General features: G+C 71.5%; 14 protein-coding genes. 6 read left to right on the top strand and 8 right to left on the bottom strand.

Going from position 1 to position 15,759, the window contains the following annotated elements; translation table 11 throughout:
- Positions 1-10: 10 nt before the first annotated feature.
- The 3 genes from G3573_RS03160 to G3573_RS03150 all read right to left on the bottom strand — a co-directional run bounded on the left by G3573_RS03160 (position 11) and on the right by G3573_RS03150 (position 3,627).
- Positions 11-715, bottom strand: a complete 705-nt coding sequence (locus G3573_RS03160) for a hypothetical protein (RefSeq protein ID WP_163259398.1) — start codon at positions 713-715, stop codon at positions 11-13.
- 97 nt (positions 716-812) lie between these two features.
- Positions 813-2,240, bottom strand: coding sequence for an aminotransferase class V-fold PLP-dependent enzyme (locus G3573_RS03155; RefSeq protein ID WP_163259397.1), 1,428 nt, complete (start codon positions 2,238-2,240; stop codon positions 813-815).
- Positions 2,241-2,319: 79 nt separating this feature from the next.
- The gene (locus tag G3573_RS03150) at positions 2,320-3,627 is read right to left on the bottom strand and encodes a D-alanyl-D-alanine carboxypeptidase (RefSeq protein ID WP_240454484.1); all 1,308 of its coding nucleotides are present in this window, start codon (positions 3,625-3,627) and stop codon (positions 2,320-2,322) included.
- Positions 3,628-3,859: 232 nt separating this feature from the next.
- On the opposite strand from G3573_RS03150, the gene G3573_RS03145 reads away from it, so the two are divergent.
- From G3573_RS03145 to G3573_RS03135, 3 genes are all read left to right on the top strand, one after another.
- Positions 3,860-5,473: a pectate lyase gene (locus G3573_RS03145; RefSeq protein WP_163259395.1), complete on the top strand. Its 1,614-nt coding sequence runs from the start codon at positions 3,860-3,862 to the stop codon at positions 5,471-5,473.
- Between the two features lie 70 nt (positions 5,474-5,543).
- Positions 5,544-6,740, top strand: a complete 1,197-nt coding sequence (locus G3573_RS03140; protein WP_240454483.1) for a P1 family peptidase — start codon at positions 5,544-5,546, stop codon at positions 6,738-6,740.
- 179 nt (positions 6,741-6,919) lie between these two features.
- A complete protein-coding gene (locus G3573_RS03135) occupies positions 6,920-9,184 on the top strand; it encodes a TonB-dependent receptor (RefSeq protein WP_163259394.1) in 2,265 nt (754 codons plus the stop codon).
- A gap of 7 nt (positions 9,185-9,191) precedes the next feature.
- Here G3573_RS03135 and G3573_RS03130 read toward each other — a convergent pair whose 3' ends face one another.
- From G3573_RS03130 to G3573_RS03120, 3 genes are read right to left on the bottom strand one after another with little or no spacing between them, the layout of a single operon-like run.
- Positions 9,192-10,379, bottom strand: coding sequence for an alpha/beta hydrolase-fold protein (locus tag G3573_RS03130; RefSeq protein WP_163259393.1), 1,188 nt, complete (start codon positions 10,377-10,379; stop codon positions 9,192-9,194).
- 31 nt (positions 10,380-10,410) lie between these two features.
- A complete protein-coding gene (locus G3573_RS03125) occupies positions 10,411-10,734 on the bottom strand; it encodes a DUF1971 domain-containing protein (protein WP_163259392.1) in 324 nt (107 codons plus the stop codon).
- 14 nt (positions 10,735-10,748) lie between these two features.
- Positions 10,749-11,222, bottom strand: a complete 474-nt coding sequence (locus G3573_RS03120; RefSeq protein WP_163259391.1) for an Rrf2 family transcriptional regulator — start codon at positions 11,220-11,222, stop codon at positions 10,749-10,751.
- A gap of 114 nt (positions 11,223-11,336) precedes the next feature.
- On the opposite strand from G3573_RS03120, the gene G3573_RS03115 reads away from it, so the two are divergent.
- From G3573_RS03115 to G3573_RS03105, 3 genes are read left to right on the top strand one after another with little or no spacing between them, the layout of a single operon-like run.
- Positions 11,337-11,744 carry a group III truncated hemoglobin gene (locus tag G3573_RS03115; protein ID WP_163259390.1) on the top strand — a complete coding sequence of 136 codons (408 nt, stop codon included), beginning with the start codon at positions 11,337-11,339 and terminating at the stop codon, positions 11,742-11,744.
- Between the two features lie 52 nt (positions 11,745-11,796).
- On the top strand, positions 11,797-13,002 hold the full coding sequence (hmpA, locus tag G3573_RS03110; RefSeq protein ID WP_163259389.1) for an NO-inducible flavohemoprotein: 1,206 nt from the start codon (positions 11,797-11,799) through the stop codon (positions 13,000-13,002).
- Positions 13,003-13,059: 57 nt separating this feature from the next.
- Complete coding sequence (locus G3573_RS03105) at positions 13,060-13,560, top strand: hypothetical protein (protein ID WP_163259388.1); 501 nt, start codon at positions 13,060-13,062, stop codon at positions 13,558-13,560.
- Here the strand turns inward: G3573_RS03105 and G3573_RS03100 are convergent.
- Both G3573_RS03100 and ubiB read right to left on the bottom strand, forming a co-directional pair.
- Complete coding sequence (locus G3573_RS03100; protein WP_163259387.1) at positions 13,544-14,107, bottom strand: lipid-binding SYLF domain-containing protein; 564 nt, start codon at positions 14,105-14,107, stop codon at positions 13,544-13,546. The two genes, G3573_RS03105 and G3573_RS03100, sit on opposite strands and share 17 nt — an antisense overlap.
- A gap of 130 nt (positions 14,108-14,237) precedes the next feature.
- Positions 14,238-15,758, bottom strand: a complete 1,521-nt coding sequence (gene ubiB / locus G3573_RS03095) for a 2-polyprenylphenol 6-hydroxylase (protein ID WP_163259386.1) — start codon at positions 15,756-15,758, stop codon at positions 14,238-14,240.
- Between the last annotated feature and the right edge of the window lies 1 nt (position 15,759).

Below are 15,759 nucleotides of genomic sequence, written 5' to 3'. Positions count from 1 at the left end.
GGCGTCCCCCCTAGCGCAGCAGGCTGACCGCGGTGTCGGCCACCTGGTTCAGGGCGTCCTCGATGCCGCCGGCCAGACGCGCCGGGTCGGCCAGCATGTCCTCGCGGTCCATGAAGGCGAACTGCGGGTTGGCCGACAGGGTGATGACGCCCTTCTGCGGATACATGCCGTTGTAGACGATCTGGTTCTCCATCAGCACCTTGGAGCTGTCGGAGGCGCTGACCAGACGCACGGTGGCCGCCACCGTCGGGCGCCACGGCTGGCCGACGCCGGCGGACAGGTAGCCGTAGTTGGTGACCACGATGTCGAGATAGGCGTCCGGCTTGTCGCCGGCGCTCTTGTAGCTGGTCAGGTAGACGCGCTTCTGGCGGGCCGCGTTCTGTTCAACCTTGGCGCGATAGCCCTGCGAGTCCAGCGACGTGATCACGCGCTGCTCAAGGCGGCCCTCGGCGTCGAAGCCGGCGCCGGCCAGGGCGTCGTTGATGGCCTTTTCGCGGCTCTGCTGGATGGCGGCGTTGGCCAGGGCGCCGACCAGGCCGAAGTTGGAGCCGACCGAGGCGACTTCCCAGGCGGTCGCCTTCTCCGGCAGCGCGTCGTCGGCGATGCCGATGGACTGAACATTGGCCGCGGCGCGGTCATAGGGCTTGCCGACGTAAGTCGAGGCGCACGCGGACAGAGACACGGCCAGACCGGCCGCGACGAGAACTTTATGCATTTGAGACGATCCCCCAGCGTAACACTGCGACAAATGCGCGCCGGGGCCTCGTACTGTCAAGCAATACAACCGAAGATTGCCGTTACGCGAATCCCGCTCAGCGCGCCTCCAGTTCGCGCACGCCCTGGACCAGTCGTTCGATCAATTCGTCGACGTGCTGGGCATGGGTGCGGAAGCACAGGATGGCGCAGCGCAGGTAGACGTCGCCGTCGATACGGGTGCCGCTGACGAACACCCGGCCGTCCTGCTGCAGCCAGGCCTGCAGGGCGTGGTTGAAGACGTTCGGGTCGTGCCGCTTGGGCAGGTAGCGGAAGGCGACCACCGACAGGTCAGGCGACGGGCCCGCGTCGAAGCCCTCGATCCGCGACAGCCGCTCGTGGAAGCGCCGGGCCAGGGCCAGCTTCTCGGACAGGGCGGCGCGGAAGGCGGCGGCCCCGGCCAGCTGCAGCGGCAGCCACAAGCGCAGCGCCCGGAAGTGGCGGGTCAGCTCGGGGCCCAGATCCGAGGGCGAAGGGCCGACATGGGTCTCGCTGAGCGGCTCCAGATAGGCGGCGGTGGCGGCGAAGGCGTCGTGCAGCAGCTGGCCGTCGCGCACCAGGGCCGCGCCGGTGCCGTAGGGCAGGAACAGCGCCTTGTGCGGATCCAGCACCAGGCTGTCGGCCCGCTCGACGCCCTTCAGGATCGCCTGCCCCTCCGGGCACAGGTGGAACAGGCCGCCATAGGCGCCGTCCACGTGCAGCCACACGCCGTGGCGGGCGCAGACCTCGGCGACGGCGTCCAGCGGATCGACCGAGCCGGTGTCGACCGTGCCGGCCGAGGCGACCACCAGCCAGGGACGCAGGCCCGCGGCCTTGTCCTTCGTGATCGCGGCTTCGAGCGCCTCGGGCGACATGCGCCGATGCTCGTCGGTCTCGACCAGGCGCAGGGGCGCGCGGCCGCGGCCAGCGATGTGCAGGGCCTTGTGCACGCAGTGATGGGTGAAGCGGGTCTGGTAGACCGCCCCGCCGCCGTCCGGATCGCGGGCGTCGCGTGCGGCGACGATCGCCGTCAGCGTCGCCAGGCTGCCGCCCGAGGTGAGCACGCCCGCGGACGACTCCGGAAAGCCGACCGCCTTCGCCAGCCAGGCCACCGTGGTGTTCTCGAGCAGGGTCGCACCGGGCCCCGCCGAGGCGAAGCCGGAATACTTGTTGGAGACGGCCGCCAGCAGGTCGCCCAGGGCCGAATGGAACAGGCCGCCGCCGGGGATGTAGCCCATGAACCGCGGCGAGGCCGCCGTCAGGCCCGGCGCGTCCACGCAGTCGCGCACATAGGCCAGCACCTCTTCCGCCGCGCGGCCCTCTTCCGGGATCAACGCCTGGTCGCGCCGCGCCAGCGCCTCCTCGCGCGAGCGATAGGCCGGCGCTTCAGGCAGGCAGTCGTAGAAGGCCCCGACGTGCTCGCTCACGAGTTCCAGCAAGCGGGCCCGCTCGGCCGCGTCCGGTTCGAGCGGCGCTGCCGCGCGCGCCAGGGCCTCGACGTCGGTCATGGGATCAGACTCCGGTACGCGCTTCAGAACGCCCGCAGGCCGTAAGCGGCGTGCCCGCCGGTTGGCAAGCGTGGTCGCGTCAGCCGTGCAGCACCAGGCAGGGCAGCTTGCGAGACTTCAGCGCCTCGCAGGCGGCCCCGGCGGCGTCTTCCGACAGGCCCGTAAAGCGCGCCCGGTGCCAGCCGCCGGCGCTGCTGACGGTCTCCGCCGCACCCTCGACCTGGGCCTTGAAGCGCTTGCGCACGTCCTTGAGCGCCGCGTTGGCGTCGGCGCGCTTCTTGAAGGCGCCGACCTGGATCTGCCAGTCGCCAGTCTCGACCTTAGTCTCGACCTTAGTCTCGGCCTTGGCCTTCGCCTTCGTCTCGCGCACGGCGGCGGGCGTGACCGCCGGGGTCGGCGCCGGCGTCTCGACGCCCACGTCTTCTTCGCCCTCCTCGCCCGCGTCGGTCTCGTCGTCGTCGCCCATGGCCGTGGCGGTTTCGTCGGAGACCGGCGTCGCCTCGCCCCCGTGGCCGGCCAGATAGCCGGCGATGGTCAGGGGCTTGTCGGTCTTGCGGGCGCGCAGCACCGCGAAGCCGGCGTCCAGCAGTTGGGACACGTGGTCGTTGCGGCTGCGGGGCGAGCGGCCGCCCAGCACGACGACGATCAGGCGGCGGCCGTCGCGCACCCCGGAGGCGGCGAGGTTGAAGCCCGAGGCGCGGGTGTAGCCGGTCTTGATCCCGTCGACGCCCGGCGCCTGGCCCAGCAGGCCGTTGTGATTGCGGATCCGGTGGCCTCGGAAGGTGAAGCTCTGGGCGCCGAAATAGGCGTAGTACTTGGGGAAGTCGCGCTGCACCGCGCGCGACAGGATCGCCAGGTCGTGGGCGGTGGAGACGTGGCGCGGGTCGGGCAGGCCGTGCGGGTTCACGAAGCGGGTCTTGGTCATGCCCAGCTTGCGGGCGCGCTCGTTCATGCGCTTCTCGAACTTGGCCTCGCTGCCGGCGACCCGTTCGGCCAGGGCCACGGCCACGTCGTTCGCCGACTTGGTGCACAGCGCGAAGATCGCCTGTTCGACGGTGATCTTGTCGCCAGCCCGCAGGCCCAGCTTGGACGGGGGCTGGCGAGCGGCGCGCGGCGAGATGGTCACCTTGTCGGTCAGCTTCAGCGAGCCGTCCGACAGGGCCGCGAAGGTCACGTACAGGGTCATGATCTTGGTGACCGAGGCCGGGTAGCGCAGGTCGTCGGCGTTGCGCTCGTAGAGGATCTCGCCGGTGCCTGCGTCCATGACCACGGAGGCGTAGCGCTCGGCGGCGCTGGCCGTCAGAGGCGGCAGCAGGCAGGCGAGAAGGGCGAGCACGCCGGCGAACACGGCGTAAACGCTCCCGCTCCGGCGAGCGGCTTTCGTCATGAGCATCCCCCCTGCGGTTCGGCGCGGTCCGTCCCACGCCGACGCGACGGCACAGCACACCGGCATCGCCGGCGGAGCAACCTTCACGTTTGGCGCCAACAGTCTTCCCGGATCAATTTCGCGTGCAAGTGACGCGTGGCCGCGGGCGACGGCTCTCGACATTGACACCGGTGTCAAGCTGACGTCCATTCGACGCAGACGGGACGCGAGAACGCCCGCGGGGGAGGTTTCCATGCTCGACCGACGTCGCCTTCTGGCCGGTGCGTCCGCCCTGGCCGCAACCGCCGCATTCCCGGCGCGCGCCGCCGCCGCGCCCTCGCGGGCCGAGGTGCTGGCGACGATGAAGCGGGCCACCGCCTTCATGGTCGACAAGGTCGCCTACCAGGGCGGCTACGTCTGGTCCTACCTGCCCGACTTCTCGCGCCGCTGGGGCGAGCTGGAAGCGAAACCGACCATGATCTGGGTGCAGCCGCCCGGCACGGCGACCGTCGGGCACCTGTTCCTCGACGCCTTCAACGCCACCGGCGACGCCGGCTACCTGCGGGCGGCCGAGCAGGCCGGCGGCGCGCTGATCCGCGGCCAGCACCCCAGCGGCGGCTGGAACTACGTGATCGACCTGGCCGGCGAGGAGTCGCTGCGCGACTGGTACGCCACGGTCGGCAAGAACGCCTGGCGACTGGAGGAATTCCAGCACTACTACGGCAACGCCACCTTCGACGACGCCGGGACGTCGGAGTCGATGCAGCTGCTGCTGCGCCTCTACGCCCAGACCGGCGACAAGCGCGTCAAGGCGGCGCTCGACCGGGCGATCGGCTTCGTGCTGGACAGCCAGCTGCCGGTCGGCGGCTGGCCGCAGCGCTGGCCGCGCGCGGGCGAGTTCTCCAAGCAGGGCCGGCCCGACTACACCGGCTTCCTGACCTTCAACGACGACGTCGCCGGCGAGAACATCAAGTTCCTGATCATGGCCTGGCAGGTGCTGGGCGAGCCGCGCCTGCTGGACGCCGTGCATCGCGCCATGGACAGCTTCGTGACGACCCAGCAGCCGGCGCCCCAGGCCGGCTGGGGCCTCCAGCACGGCCCCGACCTGAAGCCGATCGGCGCGCGCACCTACGAGCCGACCTCGATCGTCACCCACACCACCGCCAACAACGTCGCCCAGCTGATGACCTTCTACGAGCTGACCGGCGACGCCCGCTATCTGGCGCGCGTGCCCGAGGCGCTCGACTGGCTGGACCAGGTGGCCCTGCCGGCCGCCCTGCGCGTCGACGGCCGCACCCACCCGACCTTCGTCGAGCCGGGGACCAACCTGCCGCTGTTCCTCCACAGGCGCGGGTCGAACGTCACCAACGGCGTCTACTGGGCGGACCACGATCCCGTCGGCACCGTCGGTCACTATTCCTCCCAGCGGAAGCTGGACGTGGCGGGCCTGCGCCGACGCTACGAGGCGCTCAAGGCCACCCCGCCCGAGGTCGCCAGCCGCGGCTCGCCGTTGAAGGCCGGGCGGTCGCCGCTGCCGCGCTTCTTCGCCACGCGGCCGGTGGAGGTGTCCGACCTCAACAGCAACCGCGGCGCGGCTCCGGCCGCGGCCAGCGAGGCCGCGCGCGTGGCCGAGCTGGTGGCCGGCCTGAACGCGGAGGGCTGGTGGCCGACCATGCTGAAATCGACCAGCCACCCCTATCGAGGCGACAGCCCGGCCGAGGTCGCGCCGGGCGACTTCTCGCGCACCCTGGTCGGCGACGCGACCGACACCTCGCCCTACGTCACCGATACGCCGGTGGTCGGGATCTCGACCGGGATCTACGTCCAGAACATGGGCGTGCTGATCGAGCATCTGGCCGCCGACTAGGGCTTGCGGGCTGGACGGGACCGGCGCCGCCGCGCCACTCTCCCGCCAGGCGGAGCGCGTGAGGTCGGGTATGCTGCGGCGATCGGTGCTGAAGGCCCTGCCTGTCGGTCTGGCGGCGACGGCGGCGACGGCCGCGGAGCGTCCGGGAGAGGCCAAGCCCATGACTGAAGCGACCCGGGTCCGCGCGCGCGACATCGGCCTCAAGCCCGGCGTGCTGAAGCCCGGCGCGCTCAACGCCATCACCGACGTGACGGGCGTGCGGGTCGGCCAGGTCACCGTCGTAGAGGGCGACCGGGTGCGCACCGGCGTCACCGCCGTCCTGCCGCACGGCGGCAACCTGTTCCAGGACAAGGTCCCGGCCGGGCTGGAGGTGGCCAACGGTTTCGGCAAGCTGGCCGGCGCGACCCAGCTCGTCGAGCTGGGCGAGATCGAGACCCCGATCGTGCTGACCAACACGCTGGCCGTCGCGCGCGGCGTCGAGGCGGTGATCGACTGGACCCTGGCCCAGCCGGGCAACGGCGACGTCCGCTCGGTCAACGCCGTGGTCGGCGAGACCAACGACGGCCGGCTGAACGACATCCGCTCTCGCGGCGTCACCGTCGCCCACGCGCGCGCCGCCATCGAAGCCGCGCGCCCGGGCCCGGTCGAGGAGGGCTGCGTCGGGGCCGGCGCCGGCACGGTGGCGTTCGGCTGGAAGGGCGGCGTCGGGACCAGCTCGCGGGTGCTGCCCAAGAAGCTGGGCGGCTGGACCGTGGGGGTGCTGGTCCAGACCAACTACGGCGGCGTGCTGTCCATGGGCGGGGCCCCGGTCGGCCGGGCGCTGGGCCGCTACCACCTGAAGGAATACGTCGAGGACTCCAGCGCCGACGGCTCGATCATGATCGTGGTCGCCACCGACGCGCCGCTGAGCGACCGCAACCTGACCCGGCTAGCGCGCCGCGCCATCGCCGGCCTGGCGCGCACCGGCTCGACCTTCTCGAACGGCTCTGGCGACTACGCGATCGCGTTTTCCACCGCCGAGGCCGTGCGCCGCACGCCCGAGCGCCGGCGCGACGTGGCGAGCGTGGTCGACCTGCCCAACGACCAGACCTCGCCCCTGTTCGCCGCGGCGATCGAGGCGACCGAGGAGGCGATCTACAACTCGCTCCTGATGGCCGTGACGACCCGCAGCGTGGACCCCGCCACCGGCCAGCCGGTGGTGGTCGAGGCGCTGGACGTCGCCGCCGTCCGGCGCGTGCTGGACGAGCACCGGAACACCGCACGCTGAGCGGCTGAGCGGCCGCCCTTCTCCAACCTTTCCAAAAAGACATTTGCACCCAGCTTGGCCGTAAGCTTGGGTCGGCCGCGTTCCCGCGCGACGGAATTCGCAAGCGGGGCCGTGTAACCAACCGCGCCTGTCGGGGGCGTGACGAATGAAGGCGGCGAAGTCCGCCAGGGGGCGATCTCTTGCGTTTGAAAGTCATCCTGCTCGCGACGGCGGCCGTCGCGGCCCCGGCGATCGCTTTCGCCCAGACCCCGCCGGCCCCGAAGCCGCAGCCGGCCGCCGACGCGCCGGCCCGCAAGCCACCCGCCGACGCCACCAGCGTGCAGGACGTCACCGTCACCGGCCAGCGTAACGGCTTCCGCAGCTCGATCGACCGGCGCAGCTACAGCGTGGCCGACGACCTCGGCGCGACCAACGGCTCGATCGGCGACGCCCTGCGCAACGTGCCCTCGGTCGAGGTGGACGTGCAGGGCAACATCAGCCTGCGCGGCGACGCCAACGTCACCATCCTGGTCGACGGGCGCCCGTCGGGCATGTTCAAGGGCGACGGCAAGGCCGACGCCCTGCAGCAGATGCCGGCCGACCAGATCGACCGCGTCGAGGTGATGACCAACCCCTCGGCCGCCTTCAGCCCCGAGGGCACCGCCGGCGTGATCAACCTGGTCACCAAGAAGGGCAAGAAGTCCGGCCGCTCCGGCTCGGTACGCGCCAACGTCGGCACCGACGGCCGCTACAACGGCGGGGTCAGCGGCTCGGTCATGTCCGGCAAGCTCGGCCTGTCCGGCGACGCCGGCGTGCGCCATGACGTGATGGACGGCGAGACCTCGACCGACCGCTCGCGCTTCGACGTCGGCAGCGGCCAGTTCATCGACAGCCGCCAGCGCGCCAAGTCCGACGGTACCGGCGACGGGCGCAACCTGCGCGGCAACCTCGACTACGACCTCGACGCCGCCACCCGGGTCAGCGCCGAGATCCGCCACCGCGGCATGAAGTTCTCCAACGACAGCCTCGAGAGCTACGAGGGCGAGGATTCGACCGGCGCGGTGGTCACCACCTACGACCGCGCGGCGTCCTCCTCCATGGAGAGGTCCAACACCGAGGCCAGCGCCAGCTGGCGGCGCAAGTTCAAGGGCGACGAGCACGAGCTGGTCGCCGACCTCAGCTTCGAGCGCACCGAGGGCGACCGCCGGATGCGGGCGCTGCAGACCGGGACCCTGCCCGGCGGCGCGAACCCCTACGAGGCGACCCACAACGAGATCGTCCAGGACGAGACCCAGTTCAAACTCGACTACACCCGCCCGGTGGGCGACCAGGCCAAGCTGAAGACCGGCCTGCAGATCGAGCGCTCGGAAAACGACTACGACAACCAGGGCCTCCGCGGTCTGGACGCCGGTTCGGCCACGGTCGACACCTCGCGGACCAACCGCTTCCTCTACGACCAGACGGTCCAGGCCGCCTACGCCACCTATGAGCGGCCGCTGGGCCCGGTGACCGCGCTGGTCGGCCTGCGGCTGGAGCAGGTCGACATCGACATGAACCAGGTGACCACGGGCGTCACCGCCACGAACGACTACAGCGGGGTGTATCCCAGCCTGCACCTGGCCTACGACCTGACCGACAGCCAGCAGCTGACGGCCAGCTACTCCAAGCGCGTCCAGCGTCCGCAGGCCCAGGACCTGAACCCGTACGTGGTCTATGTCGACCCGTTCAACCTGCGCAGCGGCAACCCGAACCTGAAGCCGCAGGAGACCGACTCCTACGAGCTGGGCTGGCAGTACCGCTCCGGCCAGACCTTCTACCTGGCCACCGCCTATTACCGGCAAAGCACCGACGGCGTGACCGAGGTGGTGCGCGCCTGCACCACGGTCCCGACCCTGTGCGATCCGTCAGGGACCCTCGACCTGGACGGCGTCTTCCTGACCACCCGCGAGAACCTGGCCGAGAGCCGCAGCGGCGGGCTGGAGCTGGTCGCCAACGGCCGGCTGACCAAGTCCCTGACCTACAACCTAAGCTCCAACGCCTACTGGCAGGAGATCGAGGGCTCGACGGTGACGGCGACGGACGGCCGCTCGGGCTGGTCGGTCGGCGGCCGCGGCGCGCTGAACTGGCAGGCCACGCCCAAGGACTTCATCCAGATCAACGCCTTCGTCATGGGCAAGCGACTGCAGGCGCAGGGCTGGCGCGAGCCGACCGGCATGCTGAACCTGGGTTATCGGCACAAGGTCGACGAGAAGCTGTCGGTGGTCCTGACCGCCCAGGACGTGCTGGGCACCATGCGCGACCGGCTGGTGATCGACACCCCGACCATCCACGACCGCACCGAGCGGCAGATGAACGCGCGCGGCGTGTTCCTGGGCCTGACCTACACCTTCGGCGACGGCGGCAAGCGCCAGCGCGACCCGGGCTTCGACTTCGGCGCCGGGGCCGACACGGGCGGCGGGGGCTGATCCCCGCCTAGCGGGCGAACAGCCAACGGTAGGCGGCGGGGAACTCCCGCCGCCAGAACCACTCTGAGTGCTGGCCGTCGGCCGGCACGCTGGCGTTCAGGGACGCCGGCGCGAAACCGGCCCTGGCCAGGGCCGCGACCGTCGCCGCCTGGTCCTCGCCGACGCTGAAGGGCGAGCTGGTGTTGGTCTCGGCCCCGCCGCTGACGAACCAGATGCGCTGGTCGTAGCGCTTCGCGCGGGGCGTGGCCGCCAGCGCCAATACGTGATCGCGCACCAGCCAGGTGGCCGAGGAAAACACCCCGGCCCGGCCGAACACGTCCGGCCGCTCCAACGCGGCGTAGAGCGAGATCAGCCCGCCCATGCTGGAGCCCATCACCGCCGTGTGGGCCGGGTCGCGGCGGGTGCGGTAGTGCGCGTCGACGTAGGGCTTCAGGGTGTCGACCAGGAAGGCGACATAGGCCCCGCCCTCGCCGCCGCCGTACTTGGGATCGACCGCGTTCGGCCACGGGTCGTACTCGTCCAGCCGGTGCTCGCCGCCGTGGTCGACGGCGACCACGATGGCGCCCGGGTCGCCCTTGGCGAACAGGCCGTCCAGGGTCTCGTCGACGCCCCACTCGCCGAAGCCCGAGGTGGCGTCGTCGAAGACGTTCTGGCCGTCGTGCATGTAGATCACCGGATAGCGCTTGCGGCTCGTGGCGTAGTCCGGCGGCAGGTAGATCCACACCCGGCGCGTGCGCCCCAGCTGCGGCATGGCGAAAGCCTCGGCCAGCACCGAGACCTGGGCGCTGGCGGTGTGCGGTTTCGCGGCGGCGACGCCCGAGCCCCAGCGCGCCACCTCGCCGGTCCAGGTGAAGGCGCCGCCCGCCGGCAGGGTCGCCGTCCGGTTGGGCGCCCCCGCCCCGTCGGCGGTCTGCTCGCCGGTCTCCCAGCCGCCCAGGGTGAACTTGAACTCGACCGACCCGCGCACGTCCTCGGGCAGGGTCAGGGCGTAGATCCCGTCGTCACGCCGCTTCAGCGCCCAGCCCGCGGCGGCCGGATCCCAGCCGTTGAACGAACCGGCGACATAGACCGTGCTGGCGGCCGGCGTGTCGGCCGGGACGCGCAGCTCCAGGGTCGTCTGGGCGAAGGCCGGCGCCGCCAGCGCCGCCGCGAAAATCCCCGCGGTCCACAGACCGCGCACACCGATCAACGCCATCACACTCCCCCCGGCACGACGGGAGAGTGCCTCAGACTTCGACGTGCGGCGAGCCGTCCGTCGCATCGTCCTCGCGGCGGTGGAATTCGACGTAGAAGCGCACCCGCCCCAGCGGCTCGACCTCGTGCAGGACGGTGGGTTCGACCACGCCCGGCTCGCCCTCCGGCGTCAGCACGCATTCCTCGGCGGGACGGCCCGGGTCGGAGATCCGATAGGCCAGCCGCCCCTCCAGCACGTGGATCAGACCCCAGGCGCCGGCCTTGGTGGCGTGGGCGCGCAGCAGGCCGACCGGCACGGTCGTCTCGGTGAAGTCGGGCGTGCGCTTGTAGGGAACGACGTCGTCGGGCAGGCGCATCGGTCAGCTCCGGGTCAGGAATTTCGGGCGGGCGTCCGCTTCACCTCCAGGCGCGGGCGCGGCGTCGGCGCTTCGAACCCGAACAGGCCGCGCATGCGCGCCCGGCCCGTCAGCAGGCCGGCCAGGGTGTAGCGGTCGAACACCGCCAGGAAGGCGGCGGTGGCCTCGTTCATCACCCGCGGCAGGCCGCAGGCCGGGGTGATCAGGCAGTCGCCGCAATCGACCAGGCGAAAGCTGTCCTCGGTCGTGCGCAGCACCTCGCCCAGGCCGATCTGGTCGGCCGGCCGGGCCAGCCGCACGCCGCCGCCCCGCCCCCGCACGGTCTCCACGAAGCCCGCCCGCCCCAGATCCTGCACCACCTTCATCAGGTGGTTGCGCGAGATGTCGTAGGCCTCGGCGATGTCGGCGATCGAGGACAGGCCGTCGTCGTGGGCGCCCAGGTACAGCAGCACCCGCATCGCATAGTCGGTGTACAGCGTCAGACGCATGCGCGGCCTCATACGCCCGGCGGACGGCGGGCGGCACTACGTATAAACCCGTATTTGTCGGGCATGTTTTAGCGACGCATAGATGCACTCAAGATGCATCTTTAGGAGCGGGACATGGAGCCTCGCGACGGCGTCGAGATCGAAGCGCGCCTGCCGGCGCTGATGGACGTGTTCTACGCGCGCGTCCGCCGCGATCCGGATCTGGGCCCGGTGTTCGAGGCCGCGATCGACGACTGGCCCCGCCACCTCGATCTGCTGGCCGACTTCTGGTCGTCGGTGGCCCTCACCACCGGCCGCTACAAGGGCCATCCGATGCAGGCCCACCTGAAGCACCAGGAAGCCATCACGCCGGAGATGTTCGACCGCTGGCTGGCGCTGTGGCGCGAGACCACCGACGAAATGCTGTCCCCGCCCGCCGCCGCCCTGCTGCAGGCGAAGGCGGAGCGGATCGCCCGCAGCCTGAACCTGGCCCTCACCTTCCGCCTGCCGCCCTCGCCCGGGCGGCCCGCGGCCGCCGCCTGACCTTCCGGGGCGACGACCGCCCCGACCTCGAACCCAGTAAAAGGATTACCGAATGCCGGCTTCCCTGAGCGCGGACACGATCGCGCGCGTCAAGGCCACCGCCCCCGCCCTCGCCGCCCACGGCGAGGCGGTCACCCGGGCCATGTACGCGCGCCTGTTCCAGGACGCCCACATCCGCGACCTGTTCAACCAGGCCAACCAGCAGTCGGGCGCCCAGGTGCGCGCCCTGGCCGGCGCGGTGCTGGCCTACGCCCGGAACATCGACAACCTCGGCGCGCTGGGCGGCGCGGTCGAGCGGATGGCCCAGAAACACGTCGGCTACCACATCCTGCCCGAGCACTATCCGTATGTGGCCAACGCCCTGATCGGCGCGATCGTCGAGGTGCTGAACCCGCCGCAGGACATCCTGGACGCGTGGGGCGAGGCCTACTGGTTCCTAGCCGACATCCTGAAGGGCCGCGAAGCCGGCATCCGCGAAGAGATCGAAGCGACCGAAGGCGGCTGGCACGGCTGGCGCGAATTCGTGGTCGAGCGGCGCGTCCCCGAGAGCGAGGTGATCACCTCCTTCATCCTGCGCCCGAAGGACGGCGGCGCGGTCGCCCCGCACCGGCCCGGCCAGTATCTGACCCTGCGCTTCGACACGCCCGGCGAGCCGAACCTGAAGCGCAACTACAGCATCTCGGCCGCGCCCAACGGCGAGACCTACCGGATCTCGGTGAAGCGCGAGCCGGAGGGCCGCGGCTCCAACCACCTGCACGACAACGTCCGCGACGGCGACGTGCTGGAGATCACCCCGCCGGCCGGCGACTTTTTCCTGCCGGAACAGCCCAGCCGCCCGGTCGTGCTGCTGTCGGGCGGGGTCGGCCTGACCCCGATGGTCAGCATGATGGAGACCATCGCCGCGCGGCACCCGGGGCTTGAGGCCCACTACGTCCACGGCGCCGCCAACAGCGCCGTCCACGCCATGGACCGCCACGTGCGCGACCTGGCCAGCCGCCACGGCCGCACGACGGTGACCGCCTTCTACGCCGAGCCCCTGCCGGGCGACGCGCGCGGCCAGACCCACGACGAGGACGGGCTGATCTCGGTCGACTGGCTGAAGCGGAACACCCCGCTCGACCAGGCCGACGTCTACCTCTGCGGCCCGAAGCCGTTCCTGCGCGCGCTTGTGGGCGGCCTGGCCCAGGCCGGGGTGCCCGTCGACCGGCTGCACTACGAGTTCTTCGGCCCGGCCGAGGAGGATCCGCTCGCCGCCTGATCCGATCCCGGACCGCGGCGTCGTCGGGGCGCCGCGGTCGCCCCAAGGAGACGCCCGATGGAAGGCTCTTCGACCCTCGACCCGCCCGTCGCCGGATTGTCCGGCCTGAAGATCCCGTTCGCCGGGTCCGCGCCTCAGGCGCAGGCCCGACGATGGGCCGGCGAAGGCGCCTGCCACGACCTGCCGGCCGAGGTCGGCTGGATGGTGGCGGTGACCTACGCCGCCATCCTCGCCGCCTTCGCCCTGGTGTTCCTGGACTCGGCTGAGGCGCTGTTCGTGCTCGGCGTCTGCGCCGCCTACCTCGCCGCCTATGTCGGCGCGCCCTACGTCATGCTGCGCATCGAGGCCGCGCACCGCGACCTGCCGCGCACCACGCTCACCGACTTCTGGGCGCGCGGCCTGAGCACCCTCACCGGCCATGTGTCGGCCGGCGGGGCGCTGGCGCAGATGCTGACCGTGCCGCTCAGCCTGCTCCTGGCGGCCGGCGGGATCGGGGTGATCTACCGGCTGACGGCCGACGGCTGGGACCTGGCGAGCCTCATCACTTCAGCCGGTTGATCTTGGTCCCTTCCAGGCTGACGCCGCCCATCAGGCCCTTCTGGCCGAACACGAAAGCGTAGACGCCGTCGCGCACGGTTGTGGTGGTGATCCGCTTGGCGGCGCCCTCGTCGACGACCACCACGCTGGGATCGGCCCCCAGCTCCCAGCCCGAGGACGACTTCATCCGCTCGAGCGCCGAATTGGTGGTGAAGAACAGGGCGTAGGAGAAGGTCTTCACCCCCGCCTGCAGGCCCCACGAGCCGGCCACGGTCTCGTAGTAGCCGTCGACCTTCTTGCCGACCTTCAGCACGCCCTTGCCGTACTGACCGCCGAACACCAGGCCGCCCTTGGTGACCTTCGGGAAAACCAGCACGCCCTTGGCCTTGCTGGAGACGATCCGGGCCGCCTCGTTGGAGGCCAGCAGCTGCTTCAGCGCGGCCTGCGCGTCCGCCTCCAGGCCCGCGTCCGGCGCGGCGGCCAGGGCCTCGGAGCCGACGCCGGCCAGGGCCGCGACCGAGCCCGCCAGAAACACGCGCCGTGAACTGGAACTCGTCTTGGTGACCATGACGTCCTCCCCGTCGGTGTGGACCTCAGTTCACCACACCACGGCGAAGCTCGCTATAACGTCGTTACGCGAAGGCGCGACAGCCGAAAGCGGACGCCGGTTTCGGCTGTCGCGCTCTAACTCAGGCGCGTCAGCCGTGCAGGATCCAGCCGAGCACGAAGGTCGCCACAGCCATGGCCACGGCGGCGAAGGCCAGGGCCACCCGGGCCGGCGGCGCGGGCCAGCGGCGCACGTCGACCTGCACCGGCGGCATCACCGGGCCGTGGGCCAGGCGGGTCAGCGCGCGGACGGCCAGGTTCAGGTCGTGGAACAGGGTCTTGGCCTGACTGATCGGCGACAGCTCGCGCGTGATCCAGCGCTCCACCACCGGTCGGGCGGCGGCCCACAGGTCGTGGTCCGGATCGACGCGGCGGGCCACGCCCTCGACCGTGACCATGGTCTTCTGCAGCAGCACCAGCTCGGGGCGCAGGCGCATGTCGAACTGGGCGGTGATCTCGAACAGCTGCGACAACAGCCGGCCCATCGACACCTCGCGGGCCGAGCGGCCGAACACCGGCTCGCCGACCGCGCGCAGCGCCTGGGCGAACACCTCGACCGAATGGTGCGCGGGCACGTAGCCGGCCTCGAAGTGCACTTCGGCGACCCGCTTGTAGTCGCGCTGCAGGAAGCCCCAGAGGATGCCGGCCAGGTAGCGGCGCTCAGGCGGGCCGATGCGCCCGACGATGCCGAAGTCGACCGCGATCACCTGGGCCGGGGCGGCGCAGAACAGGTTGCCCTCGTGCAGGTCGGCGTGGAACGCGCCGTGGTCCAGCGCCTGGGCCAGGAAGCCGCGCATGATGTTGTCGGCCAGGGTCTTGCGGTCGAGGCCCGGCTGCTCCAGCGCGGCCGGGTCGCTCATCGGCATGCCCTGGGCCCACTCCAGGGTCATCACCCGGCGGCCGACGCCCTCCCAGTGCACCGCGGGGGCGCGCATGTAGCCGTCGCGGGCCATGATCTCGCCGAGCTCGGAGGCGGCCGCCGCCTCCAGGCGCAGGTCCATCTCCAGCCCCAGGGCGTGGGCCACGGTCTCGACCACCGCGCGGGGCTCGAGCCGCCGCGCCGGACGGGCCAGGAACTCCACGACGCCGGCCGCCATGCGCATGGCGTCGACGTCCTTGGCGACCTGGCGCTCGATGCCGGGGCGCAGGACCTTCACCGCCACCTGGTGGCCGTCGCGGGTCCTCGCGCGGTGGGCCTGGGCGATGGAGGCGGCGGCGACCGGCTCGCCGAACTCGGCGAAGACGGACTCCACAGGCCGCTCCAGCGAGGTCTCGATCTGGGCGTGGGCGACCTTGGTCGGGAACGGCGGCAGCCGGTCCTTCAGCCGCGCCAGGTCGTCGGCGAAGCGCGCGCCGAACATGTCCGCGCGGGTGGACAACAGTTGACCAAGCTTGATCGCCACCGGGCCCAGCCGCTCGAAGGCGTGGGCCAGGCGCTCGCCGGGGCGGCCCTGCTTGGCCTGCGGACCGGCGAACAGGCGCAGGAAGCGCGCGGCGAAGCGCGCGTGGGCCGGCAGCAGCGGATCCAGCTCGCGCGGCACCAGGGCGTCGTAGCGGACCAGCAGCCAGCCCGTCGCGATCAGACGCAGACTCGATCGGACCGGGTTGCCCAAG

This window comes from Caulobacter sp. 17J65-9 (assembly GCF_010975005.1).
GTDB lineage: Bacteria > Pseudomonadota > Alphaproteobacteria > Caulobacterales > Caulobacteraceae > 17J80-11.
Note: the sequence above shows the minus strand (reverse complement) of the source record. Positions and strands in the feature narration are given on the sequence as shown.

Bases quoted from the DNA above. Each gene is read 5' to 3' on its own strand.
- G3573_RS03160 (WP_163259398.1), bottom strand. From the start codon at position 715: ATGCATAAAGTTCTCGTCGCGGCCGGTCTGGCCGTGTCTCTGTCCGCG.
- G3573_RS03155 (WP_163259397.1), bottom strand. From the start codon at position 2,240: ATGACCGACGTCGAGGCCCTGGCGCGCGCGGCAGCGCCGCTCGAACCG.
- G3573_RS03150 (WP_240454484.1), bottom strand. From the start codon at position 3,627: ATGACGAAAGCCGCTCGCCGGAGCGGGAGCGTTTACGCCGTGTTCGCC.
- G3573_RS03145 (WP_163259395.1), top strand. From the start codon at position 3,860: ATGCTCGACCGACGTCGCCTTCTGGCCGGTGCGTCCGCCCTGGCCGCA.
- G3573_RS03140 (WP_240454483.1), top strand. From the start codon at position 5,544: ATGCTGCGGCGATCGGTGCTGAAGGCCCTGCCTGTCGGTCTGGCGGCG.
- G3573_RS03130 (WP_163259393.1), bottom strand. From the start codon at position 10,379: ATGGCGTTGATCGGTGTGCGCGGTCTGTGGACCGCGGGGATTTTCGCG.
- G3573_RS03125 (WP_163259392.1), bottom strand. From the start codon at position 10,734: ATGCGCCTGCCCGACGACGTCGTTCCCTACAAGCGCACGCCCGACTTC.
- G3573_RS03120 (WP_163259391.1), bottom strand. From the start codon at position 11,222: ATGCGTCTGACGCTGTACACCGACTATGCGATGCGGGTGCTGCTGTAC.
- G3573_RS03115 (WP_163259390.1), top strand. From the start codon at position 11,337: ATGGAGCCTCGCGACGGCGTCGAGATCGAAGCGCGCCTGCCGGCGCTG.
- hmpA (WP_163259389.1), top strand. From the start codon at position 11,797: ATGCCGGCTTCCCTGAGCGCGGACACGATCGCGCGCGTCAAGGCCACC.
- G3573_RS03105 (WP_163259388.1), top strand. From the start codon at position 13,060: ATGGAAGGCTCTTCGACCCTCGACCCGCCCGTCGCCGGATTGTCCGGC.
- G3573_RS03100 (WP_163259387.1), bottom strand. From the start codon at position 14,107: ATGGTCACCAAGACGAGTTCCAGTTCACGGCGCGTGTTTCTGGCGGGC.